Source organism: Pseudomonas sp. MDT2-39-1 (assembly GCF_054898085.1).
Map to the genome: position 1 here is coordinate 3,348,330 of NZ_CM142716.1, position 21,232 is coordinate 3,369,561.

General features: G+C 60.8%; 8 protein-coding genes. 2 read left to right on the plus strand and 6 right to left on the minus strand.

What is annotated here, in order from left to right; all coding sequences use genetic code 11:
- Positions 1-25: 25 nt before the first annotated feature.
- From ACYZTM_RS15965 to ACYZTM_RS15980, 4 genes are all read right to left on the minus strand, one after another.
- Entirely contained in the window at positions 26-3,436 is a 3,411-nt protein-coding gene (locus ACYZTM_RS15965; protein WP_461983385.1) for a non-ribosomal peptide synthetase, read from the minus strand.
- A 13-nt stretch (positions 3,437-3,449) separates the two neighbouring features.
- Positions 3,450-4,379: a diiron oxygenase gene (locus ACYZTM_RS15970; protein WP_131063421.1), complete on the minus strand. Its 930-nt coding sequence runs from the start codon at positions 4,377-4,379 to the stop codon at positions 3,450-3,452.
- A complete protein-coding gene (locus ACYZTM_RS15975) occupies positions 4,376-5,152 on the minus strand; it encodes a DUF3050 domain-containing protein (RefSeq protein ID WP_461983387.1) in 777 nt (258 codons plus the stop codon). Before ACYZTM_RS15975 ends, ACYZTM_RS15970 begins: the two co-directional genes overlap by 4 nt.
- A 715-nt stretch (positions 5,153-5,867) precedes the next feature.
- Positions 5,868-6,578 (minus strand): GntR family transcriptional regulator, encoded by a 711-nt coding sequence (locus tag ACYZTM_RS15980; protein ID WP_131063423.1) that lies wholly within the window; start codon positions 6,576-6,578, stop codon positions 5,868-5,870.
- 220 nt (positions 6,579-6,798) lie between these two features.
- Here ACYZTM_RS15980 and lapG point away from each other — a divergent pair, with 220 nt between their 5' ends.
- Both lapG and lapD read left to right on the plus strand, forming a co-directional pair.
- A complete protein-coding gene (lapG, locus tag ACYZTM_RS15985) occupies positions 6,799-7,491 on the plus strand; it encodes a cysteine protease LapG (RefSeq protein WP_131063424.1) in 693 nt (230 codons plus the stop codon).
- Between the two features lie 14 nt (positions 7,492-7,505).
- Positions 7,506-9,452: a cyclic di-GMP receptor LapD gene (gene lapD, locus ACYZTM_RS15990; RefSeq protein ID WP_461983390.1), complete on the plus strand. Its 1,947-nt coding sequence runs from the start codon at positions 7,506-7,508 to the stop codon at positions 9,450-9,452.
- Between the two features lie 137 nt (positions 9,453-9,589).
- On the opposite strand, the gene ACYZTM_RS15995 is transcribed toward lapD, so the two are convergent.
- Entirely contained in the window at positions 9,590-9,928 is a 339-nt protein-coding gene (locus tag ACYZTM_RS15995; RefSeq protein ID WP_131063426.1) for a tryptophan synthase subunit beta, read from the minus strand.
- 148 nt (positions 9,929-10,076) lie between these two features.
- Positions 10,077-21,218: a retention module-containing protein gene (locus ACYZTM_RS16000; RefSeq protein ID WP_461983392.1), complete on the minus strand. Its 11,142-nt coding sequence runs from the start codon at positions 21,216-21,218 to the stop codon at positions 10,077-10,079.
- Positions 21,219-21,232 lie beyond the last annotated feature (14 nt).

Genomic DNA, 21,232 nt, shown 5'->3' on the forward strand with positions numbered 1-21,232 from the left:
TCTTGCTCCATTGGGTTTGAGTGAATCAGATGAAATTGATTTCTTTGAGGTAGTCGCAGCCGCGACGCAGCAGCGCTGGGGATTTTTCCGGGTAGTGCGCGCCCATCTGCCGAACGCCCGCCTGGGCGTTGTCGTGGCCGATCATCGAGATGTCGCCGATGTCTTCCTCGAACCCGTTGAGGTAGAAACCGAGCACGCCGAACAGCGCGTTGTCGCTGTCGACCCGGCCCAGTTGCTGCTGCCAGTCGGACACGCTGACCATGGCAAACTCCCGGCCAGCCTCACGGAATGACGCGACGTAATCGTCCCAGCTCAAAGGTTCGGGGTTGTGCAGGTTGAACACCGCTTTTTCAGGCGAATAACGGCTGGCGTGGAAGGCGATGAAGCGGGCGAGAAAGTCCACCGGCATCAGGTCGAAGTTCAGCGCGAACTCCGGCACCTGGCCGAGCTGGATCGAGCCCTTGAGCATCAGCATCAAGCGATTTTTATGCGGCTGACAGACGCCGGTCAGGCTGTTGAAACTGATGTTGCCGGGTCGATAAAGATTGACCCGCACCCCGCGCTCGCGCGCCCGTTCGAGGATTCGTTCGCCGACCCATTTGGACAGGTTGTAGCCGTTCTTGATGTAGATCGGCGGAGTCTGCGCGGCGGGCAACTCCAGCACCCGGCCATCGTCGGCAATCGTGCTGGACGCCGACAGCGTGGAGACGAAATTGAAGATCTTCTTGCTGCGCCCCTCGCACAGCCGAAGGCATTCGAAAATCGGCTCGACGTTGTCCCGCGCCAGCGACTCGTAATCGAGCACGTGGTTGACGTTGGCGGCGTTGTGCACCAACGCGCCGAACTCCCGGTCGAGGCGTTCGTAAACGTCCGCATCGAGACCCAATGCCGGGTGCGCAATATCCGCCGCGTAAACCTGCACCCGACTCAGGTCCAGATGCTCCAGACGGTTTTCCCGTAGTGCATGAGCGAAGCGCTCTGCCGCCGATTGCCCGCCACCATCGCGCACCAGGCAGGCGACTTCACTGACGCCCCACGCCAGCAACGCCTCGACGATGTGCACCCCGACAAAACTGTTGGCGCCGGTGACGATCACCTTGTGCACATCGCCCATGCGGCTGATGGGCAGCGGCTGAATATCCAGCTCGCGGAAGGCATCCGCCAGTGCCTGCGCGCTCAGGACTTCCTCGGTACCGGAGCCTCGCACCAACGTTGCCAACTTCGTAATCGTCGGCAATTCAATGAAGCGGTTGATCGAGATGCTGCGGCCGAATTCTTCACGCAATCGCAGCAGCATCCGCGACAACAGAATCGAATGGCCGCCCAGATTGAAGAAGCTTTCGTCGGTCGAAATATCGCTGGCCGGCAGCTCCAGCAGCTCGGCCCAGATCACCAGCAACAGCGTTTCATCGGCACTGGTGGGCAAGCGCCGCGTGGTGTTTTCGGCAACATTCACCGGCATTGCCAGCAGGGCTTTGCGGTCGACTTTGCCGTTGCTGGCGAACGGCATGCTCGGCAGTTCGGTCCAGGCAATGGGTTGCATGTAGTCCGGTAAAAACTGCGTCGAGTGAGCCTTCAAGGCTTCGCGAGCGACGCCCGGTTGTTCCTCCTGAGGTTGTGCGAGAAAGGCCAGAATTCGTCGCTGACTGTCGATGACCACCGCCACCTGACGGTACAACTGACTGTCACGCAGGCAGCGTTCGATCTCTTCCGGCTCGACCCGAAAGCCGCGGATCTTCACCTGATTGTCCCGCCGTCCGCACAGCTCGACTCCGTCGGCGGTCCATTTCGCCATGTCGCCGGTACGGTAGGCGCGCAGGCTCTGGCCGTCCGGCAGATTCAAGTCCAGGTAACGCTCGGCAGTCTGCTGCGGGTTGTTCAGATAACCCAGGCACACCCCTGGCCCGGCGATGTACAACTCACCGACGGTCTGCTCGGTCACCGGTTGAAACCCCTCGTCGAGAATCAGCACCTGGCTGTTGGCAATCGGTGCCCCGAGTGTGCGGTTGCTGTCGCCGGCGCGTAGCTGACGCGCGGTGATCAGCACCGTGGCTTCGGTCGGGCCATAGAGGTTGTAGAGGTTGCCCTGACGGGTGAGCTGCTCGATGACATAGGGCTCGCAGACGTCGCCGCCGGTCATCACATGATCCAGAACCTGCAGCTGATCCAGCGGCAGAATGCTTAACAGTGCCGGCGGTAAAAACGCGTGACTGAGGCGTTGATGGCGGATCAGCTCGACCAGTTGCAAGGGATCGCGGCGCTGGTCGTCGCTCGGCACGATAAGCTCGGCGCCCTGAAGCAGGGTCGGGAAAATATCGATCAGCGACGAGTCGAAACTCAACGACGAAAACTGCAAGGCCCGACTGTGCTCGGTCAGCTGTACATAGTCGGCGTACCACGCGGTGAAGTGCGCGAGGTTGGCCTGGCTGAGCAATACCCCTTTGGGATGCCCGGTGGTGCCCGAGGTGTAGAGCGCCATGCAGGGCGCATCGAGGTCGGGTCGCTGGCGCATCAAGGGTTGGCCGAGGTCGATGTCAGCGCAGTCGATACGGCTGATGTCCAGGCCCTGCATTTCGTCGGCGAGGGGATGTTGGCCGTCATGTAACAACAACACCGCTCCGGCATTCGAAAGGATGTACTGCTGACGTTGCAGCGGATGGCTCGGCTCCAGCGGCAAGTACACCGCGCCACTGCCCAGAATCGCCAGGATCCCCGCATACAGCGCACTGCATTTCGGCATGCAAATCCCGACCACCAACGGTCCTTGATGCTGAGCGAGCAATGGCAGCAAACGCTGCTGGATCGCGCGGCTGTGGGCGTGCAATTGCCGATAGCTGACCGAGGTGCCGTCGATGTTGAGCGCGGGACGTTCGGCGGACTCGATGAAGCGCTGTTCGAGGCGCTCGATCATCGGGATCCGGGCGAGGTGCTGCAGCCACGGTTGAGCTGTGTTGTTGAGTTGATGGACGAACGCCAGACCCTCTAGAAATTGCAGGTTTTCCAGCCGCTCGAAGTGAGCCGCCGCTGCCGGCTCGGCGTGCAGAAAATACCCTTCATCCCGGGAGAAGCGGCTGACCAGCAGCGCGACGTGATCCACCAGTTCCGCCACAGCTCGCAGGCGCAATGCCTGGCCGTTTCCCGAGGTTTCATCGGCAATCGGCACGCGAGTGAACAGTCTTGATCCGTGCATGCACAGCAGGTCTATCGGCGGCAGCCCGCAGATGCCTGACTCGCCGACGTCCAGTTGCAATGTCAGTTGCGGCGCATCACTCAGGACTGAAAACGCTTGGCTAGCGTCGTCGATCAGCAGATCAAATGACGGCAGCTCGTCGAATGCCCCAAGCCGCACCAGCGAATGACCATGCTGTTCAAGTTCCAGCGCCAGGTCGGTCAAGGCCTGGCTTTGCCCAATGAGCAGAATGTCGAGACGTCTCATGATGTTCTCCTCGTTAAACCAGGTAGTCGCTGAGGGCGTCTTGCACGCACGGCGAATCGAGCAGCGAACTGCTGCGGAAAAACCGCACGATGTTGGCGACCAGCGGGTGATGACGATTGATCGGGAAGGCCATCCCCGAGATTTCGTTCTTGAGTGCCTGGCGTGCCGAGTCGCTGATCTGCAAGGATTCGATCAAGCGGAAGTCGAAGGACTTCTGGATGTCGTTGGTCAGGTAATGGCCGATGAACACCGGCAGAATCTGTGCGATCCGCTGGCGGTCGTCTTCGCTCGCGGTGTGCCAGTAGATGCGCACCATCCGCGACCAGAACCCGGAGTGGCGGCCCTCGTCCAGCAAGTGGTCGGCCATCAGGCCCTTGATCGATTGCTTGACCGTGTCGTCCTTGGCGAACGCTGCCACATCGCCGGTCACGGTGTTCTCGGCGATGGCCACGCAGATCAGTTCCACGGCGCTGCGCAGGTGTTCCGGTGCGAGGGCCACGGCCGCCGGAATTGCCCGGCTCAGCTCGATTTCATCCGGCAGCTGGATCGGCGTGATGCCGGTCATGGCGACGGTCTGCTGCATGAAATCCATCGCCACCAGCGCGTGGTAATCCTCGTCCACCACCACGGTCATGGCGTCATACCGACAGGCAAACGGGAACGCCACGGCGAAGCGATTCTTGGCGATGCTGCGGGCGGTCTTGTCGACGATCTCGGTTTCGAAAATCACCACGTCGTTGATGAATTTGTAGAGCGTCTGCACCAGCGCAAAGTCCCGTTGTTCCGGGCATTCGCGCAGGAAGGTTTCACTCAACACCAGTGGCTGGCGGCTCAACGGATAGATCAGCTTGTCATCGTTCTCCAGCACCCGCCGGGGCCGCGTGCGGATGGTGGCGCGGCTCTCCCAGGCGTCGGCGAAGGACTGGTAGTCGGCGGCGTTCATGCGCTCACCTCAGGCATAGGTTCGCTCATGCTCAGGCGCAAGCCGTCCCACAGGGCGATGCGGCTTTCCACGGCGGCGATGGCGCTGGCGTAGACGTCTTCTTCGCGTTGCGAATCGCCATCGACCAGCCGTGCGAGGAGTTTTTCTGCTGCCGGGCCGTGGTCCTCAGAGTCGACTTCGATGTGCCGTTCCAGGTAGTACCGGAAGGTCGGCGCTTGCTCGATGCCAATGCCCCAGTCGTCGAGAATCCGCTGGAACATCTGCGGAATAACGCTCTCACGACCATGCAGAAACGCAGCGGCAACACTGTGTCCCGGCGCATGCAGCGCGGTGTGCAAGGTGTGCCGCACGAACTGCGCGGCCGCCGGATCGACATCAACGCTTTGCAACGCCACGTCGTAACTCACACCTTCTTGTTGCAACGCCACGAAGCGTTCGACAGCGACCGTGCTGGCACCGACTTCGCGCATCGCATCCAGGTACAACTCAAAATGACTGTAATGACCCTGGGCCGGACGATCATCGGACTCTTCACCCAGCACAATCTCATTGATAAGACGCGCGGCCTGCGGATCTCGCGGCGGCAGCCAGGGCAGTTGAACGCAGGTCAGTTCCTGTTGCAGACGCTTGGTCAGCGACATGAAATCCCACACCGCAAAAACATGGCTTTCCATGAAACGTTGAAGTACCGACAGTGAATGTATTTCAGAGAAGATCGGGTGCGCACTAAGTTCTGCTTTCTTTTGGATGAGGCGGTCTTTATTCGTTTTCATGAGCGAGCCTATAAGTGATCTGAAATGCCGTTAAGGGTGTTGTGATCTATAAGTGACGGTCGTTTAACGTTTTTTGTTGGCGAGCGGATGCCTCAATTAAATTGATGTCATCGAGTGCGATAAAGTCGTTTGGGTGCCGTGTTTGCTGGCGGCGGAGAAAAACTAATACACGAGTAAAGTGTCGAGCAAGTTATTTTTATATTATTTGCAAGTTGTGTTTTCTTGCGCGCGACACGTTCCGATAAAACTTTAAGCGGCAGTTTTATGTGGGCGTAGTTGCTCCTTTCGACGAAGTATCGTCAAAATTCAAATAAAGAGTGAATGCCTCACTCAAAGCAACTTTCAAAGTTGTTCCGTTGAATGCTTCAAGGGGTGGAAGTTGGCTGGGATTGACGCCGGTGCTTCCTTTCCCGTGACAAGACTCCTTCCGTAGGTTCTTGGTGCGAGGACTGCGCCGCCAATGCGGTGCGTCGCCCGTTCATTATTCGTTGGCAGCCCAAGAGTGGGCGTAAATCACGGCCGCCGCTATCGCCGCGGACGTCATCTTTGCTGGCGTATTGATGGAACTGAGGGAGGTCTATCGATGGCAAGGCTTTGGGGAAGGGAAGTACGGTCGCCGAATAGCTCGGTGTTAGCGCAGGGGATGTGTAAGGAGATTATTCACGGCAAACGCGGCGCGCAGTTCGAACTGCGCGCCCAGGTTTTTTGCGGAGGGTTACCTGGAGGTTTTCTTGTTCAGCACTTCAGGGCTGTTGAGGTAGCGCGTGATCACCTCGACACCGCGATTGAGGTGATTGTCGAGCAGCTTCACCGAGCGCTCAACGTCGCGGTCCTCGACCGCCAACAACAGCGCTCGGTGGTCTTCCTGGGATAATTTGCCCAGGCCCATGGCTTCCAGGTTGAAGCGCAGGAAGCGTTCTTCTTCGTTCAACCCGTCCTCGACCAGCAGCAACAGCCGGCGGTTAGGCGCCTTGCAGTAAAGCGCCATGTGGAAGAGACGATTGAGGCGGCCGATCTCGCTGTAATCGTGTTCCGTTTCCATGTCGTCGATATGCTTGGCGGCCTGTTCGAAGTCTTCCTTCTCCAGCAAGGGAATCGACAGGCGCAGTGCCTCGGATTCCAGCAGGATTCGCAACGCATAGGTTTCGACGGCATCGCCCTGAACCAGCGGTGCAACCACTGCGCCTTTGTGGGCGATAACGTTGAGCAGCGCCTGGGCTTCAAGCTGGCGCAAGGCTTCGCGCACCGGCATGCGGCTGACGCCGAACAGGTCGGCCAGATCTTGCTGGCGCAACGCGGTGCCGCAGGGAATACGCCCGTCGAGAATGGCCGAACGCAGGGTTTCTTCGATCACCGAACGTGCCAGGTGAGCGGGAATCGGCCCGTTGACCTTGATACTGCTGAGGGGGTTGGGCTTCTGTGTCACTACTACGCACCCTGTTTGGCTGAAATATTTGGATCCAAATGGACACTAGTGACTGCCATGCAGCTTGTCAAACGGACTGAAGATCACCATCCGCGACTTTTCATGTCATCCACCATTCAAAGTCTAGCCCGTCGCCAGTGATTGCACCGTGCCATTGTCTTTTACCGGGCTAACCTGCACCATCAACCGAATTCCACCTGCCTGACCTGGATGCCTCGCATTGGCGGTACGTTTCGCGATCCCTCGGACTTTGCGCTGGCTGTGCTGCGCGTTAATGCTGGCCGGCGTCATGCTGGGCGGGCTGCATGCCGATTGGGATTTTTCGCTGATCAGCCGCAAGGCGCAGGCCTTGTACGGACCGTTGGGTGAAGGGCAGTCGCGCATCGATGCCTGGCAGCATTTGCTGTCCACGCAAAAACAGGTCAACGAGCTGGAACAGCTCAAGATGGTCAATCAGTTCTTCAACAAACAGATGCGTTACGTCGAGGACATCGACCTGTGGCACGAGGTCGATTATTGGGAAACCCCCATCGAAGCCCTGTGGAAGGGTGCCGGCGACTGCGAAGACTACGCGATCGCCAAGTACTTCAGCCTGCGCCATCTCGGCGTTTCCAGTGACAAACTGCGCATCACCTACGTCAAGGCTCTGCGGCTGAATCGGGCGCACATGGTGCTGACTTACTACTCGAGCCCCGAGGCCATGCCGCTGGTACTCGACAGCCTGATCGATGCGATTAAACCGGCCAGCCAACGAACCGATCTGCTGCCGGTCTACTCTTTCAATGCCGAAGGGTTGTGGTTGCCGGGCGCCAAGGGCAACAAGAAAGTCGGTGACACCAAACGCCTGTCCCGTTGGCAGGACGTGTTGAAGAAAATGCAGGCCGAAGGTTTCCCGGTCGAGACGACTAACTAGGAGCACGCGCTCAGATGTCTTTGTTCAAACAGCTGTTGATCGCTATCTGTCTGTTTCTGGTGGTCGCCTTCACCGGCAGCTTCATGGTCAGCCTGGAAAGCTCGCGCACCCAGTACGTCAACCAGTTGCGCTCCCACGCCCAGGACGCTGCGACAGCATTGGCGCTGTCCCTGACGCCGAACATCGACGATCCGGCAATGGTCGAGCTGCTGGTCAGTTCGATCTTCGACAGCGGTTATTACGCGAGCATCCGTGTGGTCGACCTCAAGACTGACCAGACCATCGTCGAGCGCAGCGGCATCCCAGCGGTGAACAACGTGCCGGACTGGTTCGTCAAAATGATCGGCCTGGAGCCGGCCGGTGGCGATGCGCTGGTCAGCCGTGGTTGGGAACAGGCGGCGCGGGTCGAGGTGGTCAGCCATCCGATGTTCGCGTTGGCCAAACTGTGGCAGAGCGCGTTGGGCAGCCTCGGCTGGTTGCTGATCTGCGGCGCCGTGAGCGCGGTGTTGGGCGCGCTGTTGCTGCGCCGACAACTGAAACCGCTGGACTACATGGTCAAACAATCCCACGCCATTGCTCGCCGCGAATTCCTCAGCCTGCCGGAGCTGCCGCGCACACCGGAACTGCGCCGTGTGGTGCAGGCCATGAATCAGATGGTCGAGAAGCTCAAGGCGCTGTTTCAGGAACAGGCCGAGCGCAGTGAAAAGCTGCGGGTCGAGTCCTATCAGGACAACCTCACGGGCCTGGCGAACCGTCGCTATTTCGAGATGCAACTGAACGCCCGGGTAAGCAATCCGGAACAGGCGAGCTCTGGTTATCTGCTGTTGTTGCGGGTCAAGGACCTGGCCGGTTTGAACCAGCGGCTGGGCGGTCAACGCACCGACCAATTGTTGCAAGCGGTGGGCGAGCAGCTGTCCCGCGAGTGCGCCAAGTACCCGGAAACGCAAAACCTCGTCACGCGGATCCGTGGCGGTGAGTTCGCCGTGCTGGCGCCGGGGCTGGTGCGCGAAGAAGCGCTGCAATTGGCGCAGAACCTCGACAGTGCCTTGGCAAGCCTGCATGCGACCGGCGCCACTGACGTGGCTTCGGTGGCGTCGATCGGGCTAGCGCCGTTTATTCATGGCGATTCACCGCAAGCGGTACTCGGGTTGGGCGATCAGGCGTTGGCTCAGGCTGAAGGGCAGGGTGAACAGAGTTGGGCGTGCCTCGATCACAGCGCCTCGGCCAGTGTCGGGGATGACCATCACGCCTGGAATAACTTGCTGGATCAGGCGCTGAATCAGCGGCGTTTCCAGTTGTATTTCCAGCCGGTGGTGGCCAGCCAGGACACGCAACTGGTCCTGCATTACAAGGTGCTGTCACGGTTGATCGACGACGACGGCCAGACCATTCCCGCCGGACGCTTCCTGCCGTGGCTCGAGCGCTTTGGCTGGACCGCGCGCCTGGATCGGCTGATGTTGGAGCTGGTGCTTGAGCAGATGGCCGAGCATGAAGAGTCGCTGGCGCTGAACCTGTCTTCGGCGACGTTGGCCGATCCGCAGGCGCTGAATAAAGTCTTCGAGATTTTGCGTGTTCACTCCGACCTCGGACCACGGCTGACCCTGGAAATCGGCGAGGAGCAATTGCCCGAGCAATCGATGCTGGAAGAACTGACGCGGCGTCTGCGTGAGCTCGGGTTCTCCTTGAGCCTGCAACGGTTTGGCGGGCGCTTCAGCATGATCGGCAACCTGGCGCGGCTGGGGTTGGCGTATCTGAAGATCGACGGCAGTTACATCCGGGCGATTGATCAGGAAAGCGACAAGCGCCTGTTCATCGAAGCGATCCAGCGGGCGGCGCACAGCATTGATCTGCCATTGATTGCCGAGCGGGTGGAGACCGAAGGGGAGTTGGTGGTGATTCGGGAGATGGGGCTGTACGGGGTTCAGGGGCAGTTGTTTGGTGAGCCGAAGCCCTGGCAGTGAGGCTTTGATAGCTGAGTCGTCAGTCCGTCCGCCTTCGCGGGCAAGCCTCGCTCCTACAAGGTCGTGCGTTGGCGTAAACCTGTAGGAGCGAGGCTTGCCCGCGAAGGCGTCTGTACAGACACAACAATGACGAGACCTTAAATCAACCCCGTCTCGTCATCATCAATCAAATGACTCAACCCACCCAACGCCTCACGGGCCTGGTTCCGGTCCATCAGTTTGGCCTGAGCAGCGGCCGGCAAGTCGGTAACGCGGATCACTCCTTTGCTGGTCAGCACCTGAATCAAGTCGTCGAGTACCCGGATCATTTCCAGGTCGCTTTGCTTGAGCTGTTTGAGGCTGGTTTCCATCACTTCGTTGGCGTACCAGGCCTGGATCTCGTGATTGTCAGCCGGCAGCGTTTCCGTGGCCTCGGCGTAGGCCGCGGCTTCCACGCGCACTAACTGACCTTGCGCATCGCGTTGCACGTAGAACATTGAGCATCCCTCAGAAATGAACCAGCGTCATGCTGTCAGCAGCATAGGCCAACTGGACGCGAGTATGCGGTGCGGCGACGAAATCGTCACCGGGGGGATGGGCACAAACGCAACGGCCGCCCCATAAGGGCGGCCGTTTTTCGTTGGATCAGCTGTTGTTGTGGTCGACTTTGATGGTCGGGTCACTGCCGGCAATCAACGTGTGAATGTTGGCGCTGGACCAGTTGTTGCCTTCCAGTTTGATCGTCACATCCGGCGCGGCCGCTGCAGCGTCGGCGCCGTTGAACTTGCCGCCGGAACTGACTTGCAGCGATGACACGCCATCCACGGTGCTGATCTTCAGGAAGTTGTCGATGGTGCTGCCGGTTTCGCCTTGCAGCAAATCGCGCAGGTCGATGCGGTCACCTTCGCTGGCCTTGAAGTCCTTGATCACGTCGTTCCCGGTATCGCCAGCCTTCCAGACGAAGGTGTCGGCGCCCAAACCGCCAATCAGGATGTCGTTGCCCTGACCGCCCATCAGCGAGTCGTTACCCGTGCCACCGAGCAGGATGTCATTGCCCTTGCCGCCGTCGAGCAGGTCATTGCCCCCCGAGCCAAAGAGAATGTCGTTGCCCGCACCGCCCAACAGCGTGTCGTTGCCGTCATGGGCACCGGACACATCGAATGCGCTGGAGTGCTCAGTGATGTACTGGTGCACGTTGCTGGTCGTGACTTTGCTGACGTCCACGCCGGTCTCTTTGGCGACGAACGCCTGGATCGCCTGATAACCCTCGCCGGCAATGCCGTTGAAGCTCACCAGGTCACCGAACAGGATGTCGTTACCATTGCCGCCATTGACCGTGTCGGAACCCGGCATTGTCGCTTCGGTGTGGCCGATGATCGAGTTGGCCAAGTCTTTCGGATCGATGTTGGTTTGCGGCGTCTTGTCCGTGTCGTACGGCTTGAGGTCGTTGAGGGTGACGTCTTTGTTCAGGCCGATGGCTTCTACCGTCGACACCTTGCCCAGCAGCGCGAAGCTGTCGGTGGAGTTGTCGATGGCGCTGGAGCCGGTGCTGCTGCCGTTGCCGTCGCGATAAGACAGCTCGTACGTGCCGTTACCCTCGGCGCGAATAGTGCCCAGCTCGTCACTGCTCCAGTAGCCGCCCTTCGAGTTCTTGTACGTCTGCAGCGTGACGGTGCCGGAGTTATCGATGGTCAAGTAGTGAGTGCTGTCCAGATAGCCGGAATAGGTCTGACCCAACTTGTAATTGGTGGTGGTGATGACGTCATCGAGCTTCACGTTGCCGAACAGGGTCGGGTTGGTCTGCTCACCGCTCTGGTAGTAGGTCGGCTTGCCATCAGTGATGAAGTACGTGAGGTTCTTCGCCCCGGTGTTCGCCATGGCGTCGGCACTCTGGAACCAGTTCGCCGTGGTTTTGAACACGTCCTCATAGTTGGTGCCGCCGCCGGAAACCATGGAATCAAGCACCGCTTTGAGCAGGATCAGCGCATTCGGGTCGTTCAGGTTCACCGAGACAGACTTGTTGACCTGGTTGTCGAAGTCCGCGAGGAAGATGTTCACGGTGCCGGAGTTGCCACCCATGCTCTGTTTGAGGGTGTTGAACACCGAGGTCAGCGAGTCCTTGGCGGCGTTGATCGACGACGCGCTCATGCTGCCCGAGCTGTCGACCATGAAGGCGATGTTGTAGTTGGTGCCCGGCACCACGGTCAGCCCGCCGATGTCGGCGACCATGATGTCGTTACCATCGGTGCCGGTGATGGTGTCATCGGCCGCAGTGGCGGTGACGGCGTTGTAGACCGCCGGGTAAACCTTGACCGGGATCGTCGTGGTGCTCAGCGCCGAACCGCCCAGTGCCTCGGTGGAGGTTGAGGTCACAGTCAGGTTGAACTGGCCGTTGTAGTACGGCGGCGGGGTCACGGTCAGGGTGCCGAGGTTCCAGCCGGTGACGTTGGCTTCGCCCGACGTGGTGCTGGCGGTGAAGGTGTGGCCGGCGCCATCGGTGAGCACCGAGCCCGCCGGGATGCCGCTGATCTTAACGATGAGGCTTTCGGAGCCGTCGGTATCGGTGAGTGCAGTCTTGATCGCAGACAGGTGAACGCTGGTGCCTTCGGCCGCTTCGTTGAGCTTGTAGCCGTCGTAGTAGCCTTCGCCGTTAGTGCCGTGCAGGTCGGAAACTGTCACGCCGGAAGCGGCCAGGTCTGCCACGCCGGTGTACAGCGGCACGCCGGCGCTGCTCAGGTCGACTGCTGCAGCGCCGTTGACCGACAGGTTGACGTCATAGCTGCCCGGGCCGCTCTGGTTGTGGTGGTAGATGTCCAGCGTGTAGTAACCGCTGGTGGTCGGGATAAACGAACCGCTCAGTTTGCCGCCCGCACCCCACGTGATCGCCGCGACGTTTTTGCCGCCGATGGTCACGAGCAGGCTGTCATCGCCGGTACCGCTGAAGGTGTAAGTCTTGCCCGCTTCGAGGTAGATCAGGCCGGAGGTTTTCGACGCCGTGCCGGCCGCGACGCTGCCGTCGGACTGCACATTGGTCACCGTGCCACTGGTGTTCGGTTTGCCCGCGCCATCGATGACGCTTTTCAGCGTGCCCGAAGAGGCGCCGCTGCCATCGGTGCCGAGGCCCGACAGGCCGGTCCAGACTTCCTTGATCAGCCCGGTGGATTTGACGCCGTTGTCCGCAACGCTTAGGGACGGAGCATCGGCAACGGGCGTGATGTCGATTTTGATCGTGCCGGTGTTGCCCAGCAGCGAACCGTCGGTTGGCTGGAACTTGATCTGTGCGTAGTCCGCCAGATTGTTGCCCACGCCGGTGCCGCCGTAGCCATTGGCGCCGGATTCGTTGGCATCCGGCAGGAAGCGCACTTTACCCGCGTCGATGTCAGCCTTGGACAGGGTCTGGTTAGTCGTCACGTCGGTCCAGGTCGAACCGTTCAGGTACTGCAATTTGCCTTCGCCCGGCAGGCCGGTGATTTTCACGCCGAGGCTGGCGGCAGGGCTGTCGACGTCGCTGACGCCGAAGGTCGACCAGCCGAGGATCAGCGGGGTGTCCTCGGTGCCGGTGACGTTAACCGGCGCGGCGGTCGGTGCATCGTTCACGGCCACGACGTTGACGGTGGTGGTCGCGGTGTTGGAGTAGTTGCTGCCATCGGTCACCGTCACAGTGATGATCCGCGGCACGGTGCTCGGGTCTTCGCTGCTGTTAGTAAAGCTGATGTTTTTGATCTGTTGCATGTAGTCGGCCAGCGTCGCGTTGCCGGACAACGTCAGCGTGACGGTGCCCTCCTTGCTGTTGGCATTGATGGTGATGCCGTTGACGTTGTTGCCCAGGTTCAGCGCATCACCCGGCTGACGGTTGGTCAGCACGATGGTCGCGCCGGTCAGCATTGTGCTGTCCGGGTCGGTGATTTTCAGGTCGGTGTCGCCGATTGATACGCCTTGGCCCGTGGTGCCTTCGGTGAAGGTCACGTTGTAGTTGGCTCCCGTGGCACCGCTGGAGTTGTTGGCATCCAGGTCGAGCACAGGCGGTGCATCGTTGTCGACGATCGAGGTGCTGACGCTGCCATTGGACGCGCTGATCGCCAGGTTCTCGAAGTTGCCGCCGGTGGCCGAGTCGATCTTGACTACGAAGTTTTCGGTGCCTTCGGTGATCCTGTCGTCCAGGGTCGCGATGTTGAAGCTCGCCGTGCTGCCACCCGCCGGAATTTTCACGGTGTACACGCCGGTGAAGTCCGAACCGTCGGCGGCGGTGCCGCTGTAGGTGATCTTCAGGGTGACTTCGGTCTGTGCCGGGTTCGTCAGGCTGACGGTGTAACTGGCCGTCTGGCCTTCGGTCACCGAGGTGCTGCCGGTGATGCTGACTTCGGTTCTGTCGAGGGTGTCGGTGACGTTGGTGACGGCTGCCGCCGGGCTTTTGACCAGGTTCTCGAAGTTGCCACCGGTGGCGTTGCTGATGGTCGCCTGGACCGTGCCCGCGTCTTTGTAAACATCGTCTTTCGGCGCATCAAAGCTCACGGTGCCGGTGGTTTTGCCGGCGTCGATGGTGATCACCGCGCCGTTGCTCAGCGTCACCGTCACAGGTGTGCCGGCGGCGTTGGTCAGGGTGGCGGTGTAGATGATCTGGCCGCCTTCGGCCACCGAATTGCTCGCACTCAGCGACAGGGTGGTCGTGTCGGGGGTGTCGGTCACGGTGGTGCTGACCGGGGTTTTGTCGGCAACCAGATTTTCGTAGTTACCGCCGCTGACGTTGGTGATGGCGTTGGTCAGTGGCGTGTGGCCGCTCAGTGCGTCGTTTGGCGCGAGGGTGGTCACGAAACCGGTGGTTTTGCCGATGTCGATGGTGATCGTTTGGCCGTTGGCCAAGGAAACGGTCACTGGCGAACCGGTTACCGGTGCACCGACAGTGGCGGTGTAGGTGACAGTGCCACCTTCAGCCGCGGAGGATGTCGCGGTCAGGTTGACGGTCGAAGTGTTGATGGTGTCGGTCACATCGGTAACCGCCGCCGCCGGGTCTTTGACCAGGTTTTCGAAGTTGCCGCCAGTCGCGTCCTTGATGGTCGCTTCGACTTTGCCGGCGTCTTTGTAAACGTCATCGGCAGGCGCTTTGACGGTAACCGAACCGACAGTTGCGCCAGCAGCGATGTTAATCACGGCGCCGTTGCTCAGTGTGACGATCACTGGTGTGCCGGCAGCATTGGTCAGGCTCGCCGTGTAGACAATCGAACCGCCTTCAGCAACCGTATCGGTTGCACTCAGGCTGAGGGTGGTGGTGTCGGCAGTGTCAGTCACTGAGGTATCCGCCGACTTGCCGTCGACATCCAGCTTCTCGTAGTTGCCGCCCTTCGCATCGTCGATTTTCACGCTCAGGGAGCCGCCGCCAGCCAAGGCATCATTCGGTGCGGAGTAGTTCACGCTGGCGCTGCTGGCGCCAACTGGAATGGAGATGGTCTGGCCATTCGAAAGGGTCACTACGACCGGCGAACCGGTTACTGGCGCGGTGACGGATGCGGTGTAAACCACGGTGCCGCCTTCAGCCACGGTGGACGTGGCCGTCAGGTTGACGGTCGATGTGTCGACGGTGTCGGTAACGTCAGTCACCGCTGCTGCCGGATTGGTGATCAGATTTTCAAAGTTTCCGCCGGCGGCATCTTTGACAGTGACTTCGACTTTGCCGGCATCTTTGTAGACGTCATCGGCAGGTGCCTTGACGGTCACGGAACCGCTGGTGGCACCAGCAGCGATGTTGATCACGGCGCCGTTGCTCAGGGTGACGGTCACTGGCGTGCCGGCCGCATTGGTCAGGTTGGCGGTGTAAACGATCGAACCGCCTTCAGCCACGGAATCCGTTGCGCTCAGGCTAAGGGTCGTAGTGTCAGCCGTATCGGTAACCGAGGTGTTCGCCGACTTGCCGTCGACATCCAGCTTCTCGTAGTTGCCGCCCTTGGCGTCGTCGATTTTGACGCTCAGGGATCCGCCGCCGGCCAATGCATCGTTCGGCGCGGTGAAGTTCACACTGGCGCTGCTGGCGCCAACTGGAATGGTGATGGACTGGCCGTTGGACAGGGTCACAACAACCGGCGAACCGGTCACTGGAGCAGTGACGGACGCGGTGTAAACCACGGTGCCGCCTTCCGCTACGCTGCTATTGGCTGTCAAGCTGACGGTCGACGTATCGACGGTGTCAGTTACATCAGTGATCGCAGCCGCAGGGCTGGAGACCAGGTTTTCGAAGTTGCCGCCACTAGCATCTTTGATAGTCGCTTCGACCTTGCCAGCGTCTTTGTAGACGTCATCGGCAGGCGCCTTGACCGTCACAGAGCCGACAGTCGCACCAGCCGCGATGGTAATCACCGCGCCGTTCGACAGGTTCACGGTGACCGGGGTGCCGGCGGCGTTGGTCAGGGTCGCGGTGTAGACAATCGAACCGCCTTCAGCCACCGAATCCGAAGCGCTCAGGCTCAGGGTGGTGGTGTCTTTGACGTCGCTCACCGAAGTGACCGCCGGGGTTTGATTCGCCACCAGGTTTTCGTAGTTGCCGCCGGTGGTGCCGTCGATTTTCACGCTCAGCGAACTGCCGCCGGCCAGAGCATCGTTCGGTGCAACGAAGTTCACGCTAGCTGAACTGGCGCCAACCGGGATGGTGATGAACTGGCCGTTGGACAAAGCCACCACTACCGGCGAACCGGTCACTGGCGCATTGACCGAAGCGGTGTAAATCACCGTGCCGCCTTCGACCGTGCTGGCTGTAGCAGTCAGGGCCACGGTGCTGTTGTTGATGGTGTCGGTCACGTCGGTGACCGCTGGCGTCTTGTCGGCTACCAGATTTTCGAAGTTGCCACCGGTGGTCTTGGTGATGCTGGCGTCGACTTTGCCCGCGTCTTTGTAGACGTCATCCTTTGGCGCGGCGAAGTTCACCGACCCTGTGGTGGCGCCCTTGGCAATGTTGATCACCGCACCGTTGCTCAACGTCACGGTCATGGCGGTGCCAGCGGCGTTGGTCAGGGTTGCGGTGTAGACAATTGAGCCGCCCTCGGCGACCGAACCGGTGGCGCTCAGGCTCAGGTCGGTAGTGTCAGCCGAATCGGTGACGGTGGTGACCGCTGGCGAATGATCGGTGACAACTTTTTCGAAGTTGCCGCCGCTCTGGCTGGCGATCGTCGCCTGGACTTTGCCGCCGTCGATGTACGGCGTGTTGGCCGGTGCGGCGAAGTTCACCGAACCGGTGGTGGCGCCGGCGGCGATGCTGATCACTGCGCCGTTGCTCAACTTCACGGTCATCGCCGTGTCCGTCGGGTTGCTCAGGGTGGCGGTGTAGGTGATCTGGCCACCTTCGACGACGGTATGGCTGGCCGACAGGGACAGGGACGTCGTGTCCACCGTGTCTTTGACGGTGGTGCTTACCGACGCCTTGCTGATGTCAAGTTTTTCGAAGTTACCACCGCTGGCGTCAGTCATCTTGACGGTGAGCTTGCCGGCATCCTTATAGACGTCGTCGCTTGGCGCCGCGATGGTGACCGAACCGCTGGTCTTGCCGGCCGCGATGGTGATGGTCTCGCCGTTGCTCAGCTTGACGGTCACCGGGGTTTGCGCGGCGTTGGTCAGGGTCGCGGTGTAGGTGATGTTCGAACCTTCGAGCACAGACTTGTCAGCGCTGAGGGTCAGCTGTGTGGTGTTGGTGGTGTCGGCGACGTTGGTCACGGCCGGATTCGGGCTGGTGACCAGGTTTTCAAAGTTGCCGCCGGCGGCGTCCTTGATGGTGACTTCGACTTTGCCGGCGTCCTTGTAGACGTCGTCTTTCGGTGCGTCAACGGTCACGGTGCCGGTGGTTTTGCCGGCCGCAATGGTGATCACGGCGCCATTGCTCAGGGTCACAGTGACCGGAGTGCCGGCTGGATTGGTCAGGGTCGCGGTGTAAACGATCGAGCCACCCTCATTGACGTTGCCAGTGGCAGTCAGCGAAAGAGTGGTGGTGTCGACGGTGTCGGTCACGCTGGTGCTGACCGGGGTTTTATCGGCGACCAGGTTTTCGTAGTTGCCACCGCTGACGTTGGTGATCGAATTACTTACCGGCGCGTGGCCGCTCAGCACATCGTTGGAGACCACGGCGTTGACGGTGCCGCTGCTGGCGCCGACCGCAATGGTGATGGTCTGACCGTTGGCCAGCGTCACGATCACAGGCGAACCGGTGACAGGTGCGCCGACCGAGGCGGTGTAAACCACGGTGCCGCCTTCAGCCACCGTGCTGGTGGCCGTCAGGGTGACGGTCGACGTGTCGAGGGTGTCGGTGACGCTGGTCACGGCGGCTGCCGGGTCTTTGACCAGGCTTTCGAAGTTGCCGCCAGTCGCGTCCTTGATGGTCGCTTCGACTTTGCCGGCGTCTTTGTAAACGTCATCGGCAGGCGCTTTGACGGTAACTGAACCGACAGTTGCGCCAGCAGCGATGTTAATCACGGCGCCGTTGCTCAGTGTGACGATCACTGGTGTGCCGGCAGCATTAGTCAGCGTGGCGGTGTAAACAATCGAACCACCTTCAGCAACCGTATCGGTTGCGCTCAGGTTGAGGGTGGTGGTGTCGGCAGTGTCAGTCACCGAGGTATCGGCCGACTTGCCATCGACATCCAGTTTCTCGTAATTGCCGCCCTTCGCATCGTCGATTTTCACGCTCAGGGAGCCGCCGCCAGCCAAGGCATCATTCGGTGCGGAGTAGTTCACGCTGGCGCTGCTGGCGCCAACTGGAATGGAGATGGTCTGGCCATTCGAAAGGGTCACTACGACCGGCGAACCGGTCACTGGAGCAGTGACGGATGCGGTGTAAACCACGGTGCCGCCTTCAGCCACGGAAGAAGTCGCGGTCAGGCTGACCGTCGAGGTATCGACGGTGTCGGTAACGTCAGTCACCGCTGCTGCCGGATTGGTGATCAGATTTTCAAAGTTTCCGCCGGCGGCATCTTTGACAGTGACTTCGACTTTGCCGGCATCTTTGTAGACGTCATCGGCAGGTGCCTTGACGGTCACGGAACCGCTGGTGGCACCAGCAGCGATGTTGATCACGGCGCCGTTGCTCAGGGTGACGGTCACTGGCGTGCCGGCCGCATTGGTCAGGTTGGCGGTGTAAACGATCGAACCGCCTTCAGCCACAGAATCCGTCGCGCTCAGGCTAAGAGTCGTAATGTCAGCCGTATCGGTAACCGAGGTATCCGCCGACTTGCCGTCGACATCCAGCTTCTCGTAATTGCCACCCTTCGCATCGTCGATTTTGACGCTCAACGAAGCGCCGCCCGCCAGGGCATCGTTCGGCGCAACGAAATTCACGCTGCCGGAGCTCGAACCGACCGGGATGGTGATCGTCTGGCCGTTGGACAGCGTCACCACAACCGGCGAACCGGTGACCGGAGCGTTGACGGACGCGGTGTACACCACGGTACCGCCTTCGGCCACGGAAGAAGTCGCGGTCAGGTTGACGGTCGAGGTATCGAGGGTGTCCGTAACGTCAGTCACCGCCGCAACAGTGCTCGGCACCAGGTTCTCGAAGTTGCCGCCCGTAGCGTCCTTGATGGTCGCTTCGACCTTGCCGGCATCTTTGTAGACGTCATCGGTAGGCGCCGCAACGCTGACGGAACCGCTGGTGGCGCCGGCCGCGATGGTGATCACCGCACCGTTGCTCAGGGTGACGGTCACTGGCGTGCCAGCCGGATTGGTCAGGGTCGCGGTGTACAGAATCTGACCGCCCTCGGCCACTTCGGCGGACGCCGACAGGCTCAGGCCAGTGTCGTCCCTGGAGTCGGTAATGGTGGTCAGCGCCGGCTCGGTGCTCGGGGTCAACTGCTCGAAATTGCCGCCGGTGGTCCCGGTGATGGTGGTGCTGACGGTGCTGCCATTGTTGTAGACGTCATTCGCGGCGGTATCGACAGTCACACTGCCGGTGGTCTTGCCCGCTTCGATGGTAATGACCGAGCCATTGCTCAAGGTCACGGTCATCGGCGTGCCGGCCGGGTTGGTCAGTGTCGCGATGTAGGTGATCTGACCGCCTTCGACGACGGTGCCAGTGGCGGTGAGGCTCAGACCGGTGTTGTCGACCGAGTCGGCGATGGTGGTGACGGCTGGCGTGGTGCTCGGGGTCAGCTGCTCGAAATTGCCGCCGGTGGTCCCGGTGATGGTGGTGCTGACGGTGCTGCCATTGTTGTAGACGTCATTGGCCGCCGTATCGACGATCACGCTGCCGGTGGTCTTGCCCGCTTCGATGGTGATGACCGAGCCATTGCTCAAGGTCACGCTCATCGGCGTGCCGGCCGGGTTGGTCAGTGTTGCGGTGTAAGTGATCTGGCCACCTTCGACGACGGTGCCAGTGGCGGTGAGGCTCAGGCCGGTGTTGTCGACCGAGTCGGTAATGGTAGTGACTGCTGGCGTGGTGCTCGGCACCAGATTCTCGAAGTTGCCGCCGGTGGCGCCAGTGATCGTGGTGCTGACGGTGCTGCTGTTCTGATAAACGTCATTGGCTGCGGTGTCGACGTTCACGGTGCCGGTGGTTTTGCCGGCTTCGATGGTGATGGTCGAACCGTTGGACAGGGTGACAGTGACCGGGGTTTGAGCCGGGTTGGTCAGGGTGGCGGTGTACGTGATCTGGCCGCCTTCGGTGACCGTCGAACCCGCCGTCAGTGTGACGGAGGTGGTGTCCGGCGAGTCGGTAATGGTGGTGACCGCTGGCGTGGTGCTCGGCACCAGATTCTCGAAGTTGCCGCCGTTGGCGCCAGTGATCGTGGTGCTAACGGTGCTTCCGTTCTGATAGACGTCATTGGCCGGTGTAGACACGTCAACGCTGCCAGTGGTTTTGCCGGCTTCGATGGTGATGGTCGAACCGTTGGACAGGGTGATGGTGACCGGTGTCTGCGCCGGGTTGGTCAGTGTGGCGGTGTAAGTAATCTGGCCGCCTTCGGTGACGTTGGCGCCGGCGGTCAAGGTGACCGTGGTGGTGTCGACGGTGTCGGTAACCTGGGTCACAGCCGGGGTCGTCGGCGGAGTAACGGTGATGCCGTTGCCGCCCGTGGTGCCGGTGACGCTCACATTGATCTGGGTCGAGTCGTTATAAACCGTGTCGTTCGGCGCGAGCGGGACATTGACGGTGCCGGTCAACTGGCCAGCCGGGATCACGATCACCGAGCCATTGGACAGCGTGATGGTCAGGTCGGTCAGCGGTGCCTGGGTCAGGTTCGCGGTGTAAACCAGTACGCCGCCCGCTTCGGTAATGGTCGGCGTGGCGCTCAGGCTCAGGGTCGATTCGCGCTGCACGTTGGCGCTGGTGTTTGCCGTCTGGCCGCCAAGGGTGTTCTGGGCGGCCAGTGCCGCAGTGCTGAGGCCCGCAGTCGGGAAACCAATGGTCGGGTCGACCCGGCCAGCGGTTGCATCCAGCATCACGAAGCTGTGACCGCCACCTGCCGCACCGCCCGAGCCCGCAGCTGTCGGGCCGGCTGCGGTGGCTTCGAGTTCAGTGGTCGGGTCGGCACCCGCAGCGATGGCTTGCTGCAGTTCTTCAACCGATGGCGCGGCTTGTGCAGTGGCTTCTGACAAGTCAGTGCTGGAATCCGGGTCGCTGGCGCTCCATTGAGTGTCGCGGCCCAGGTCCAGGGTCCGGCCGTCAGCCAGTTCGAGCGTAACGGCGCCAGCGGCACCCGTGTCTACCTGATCGCCGACAAACAACCGGTCGCCTTCAACGAGTACGCGGCGAATGCCCTCTGGGGACACCGCGAAAACCTGACCGACAATGCTTTTGACGATGGCAACAACACTGCTCATTGAAGACTCTCCGG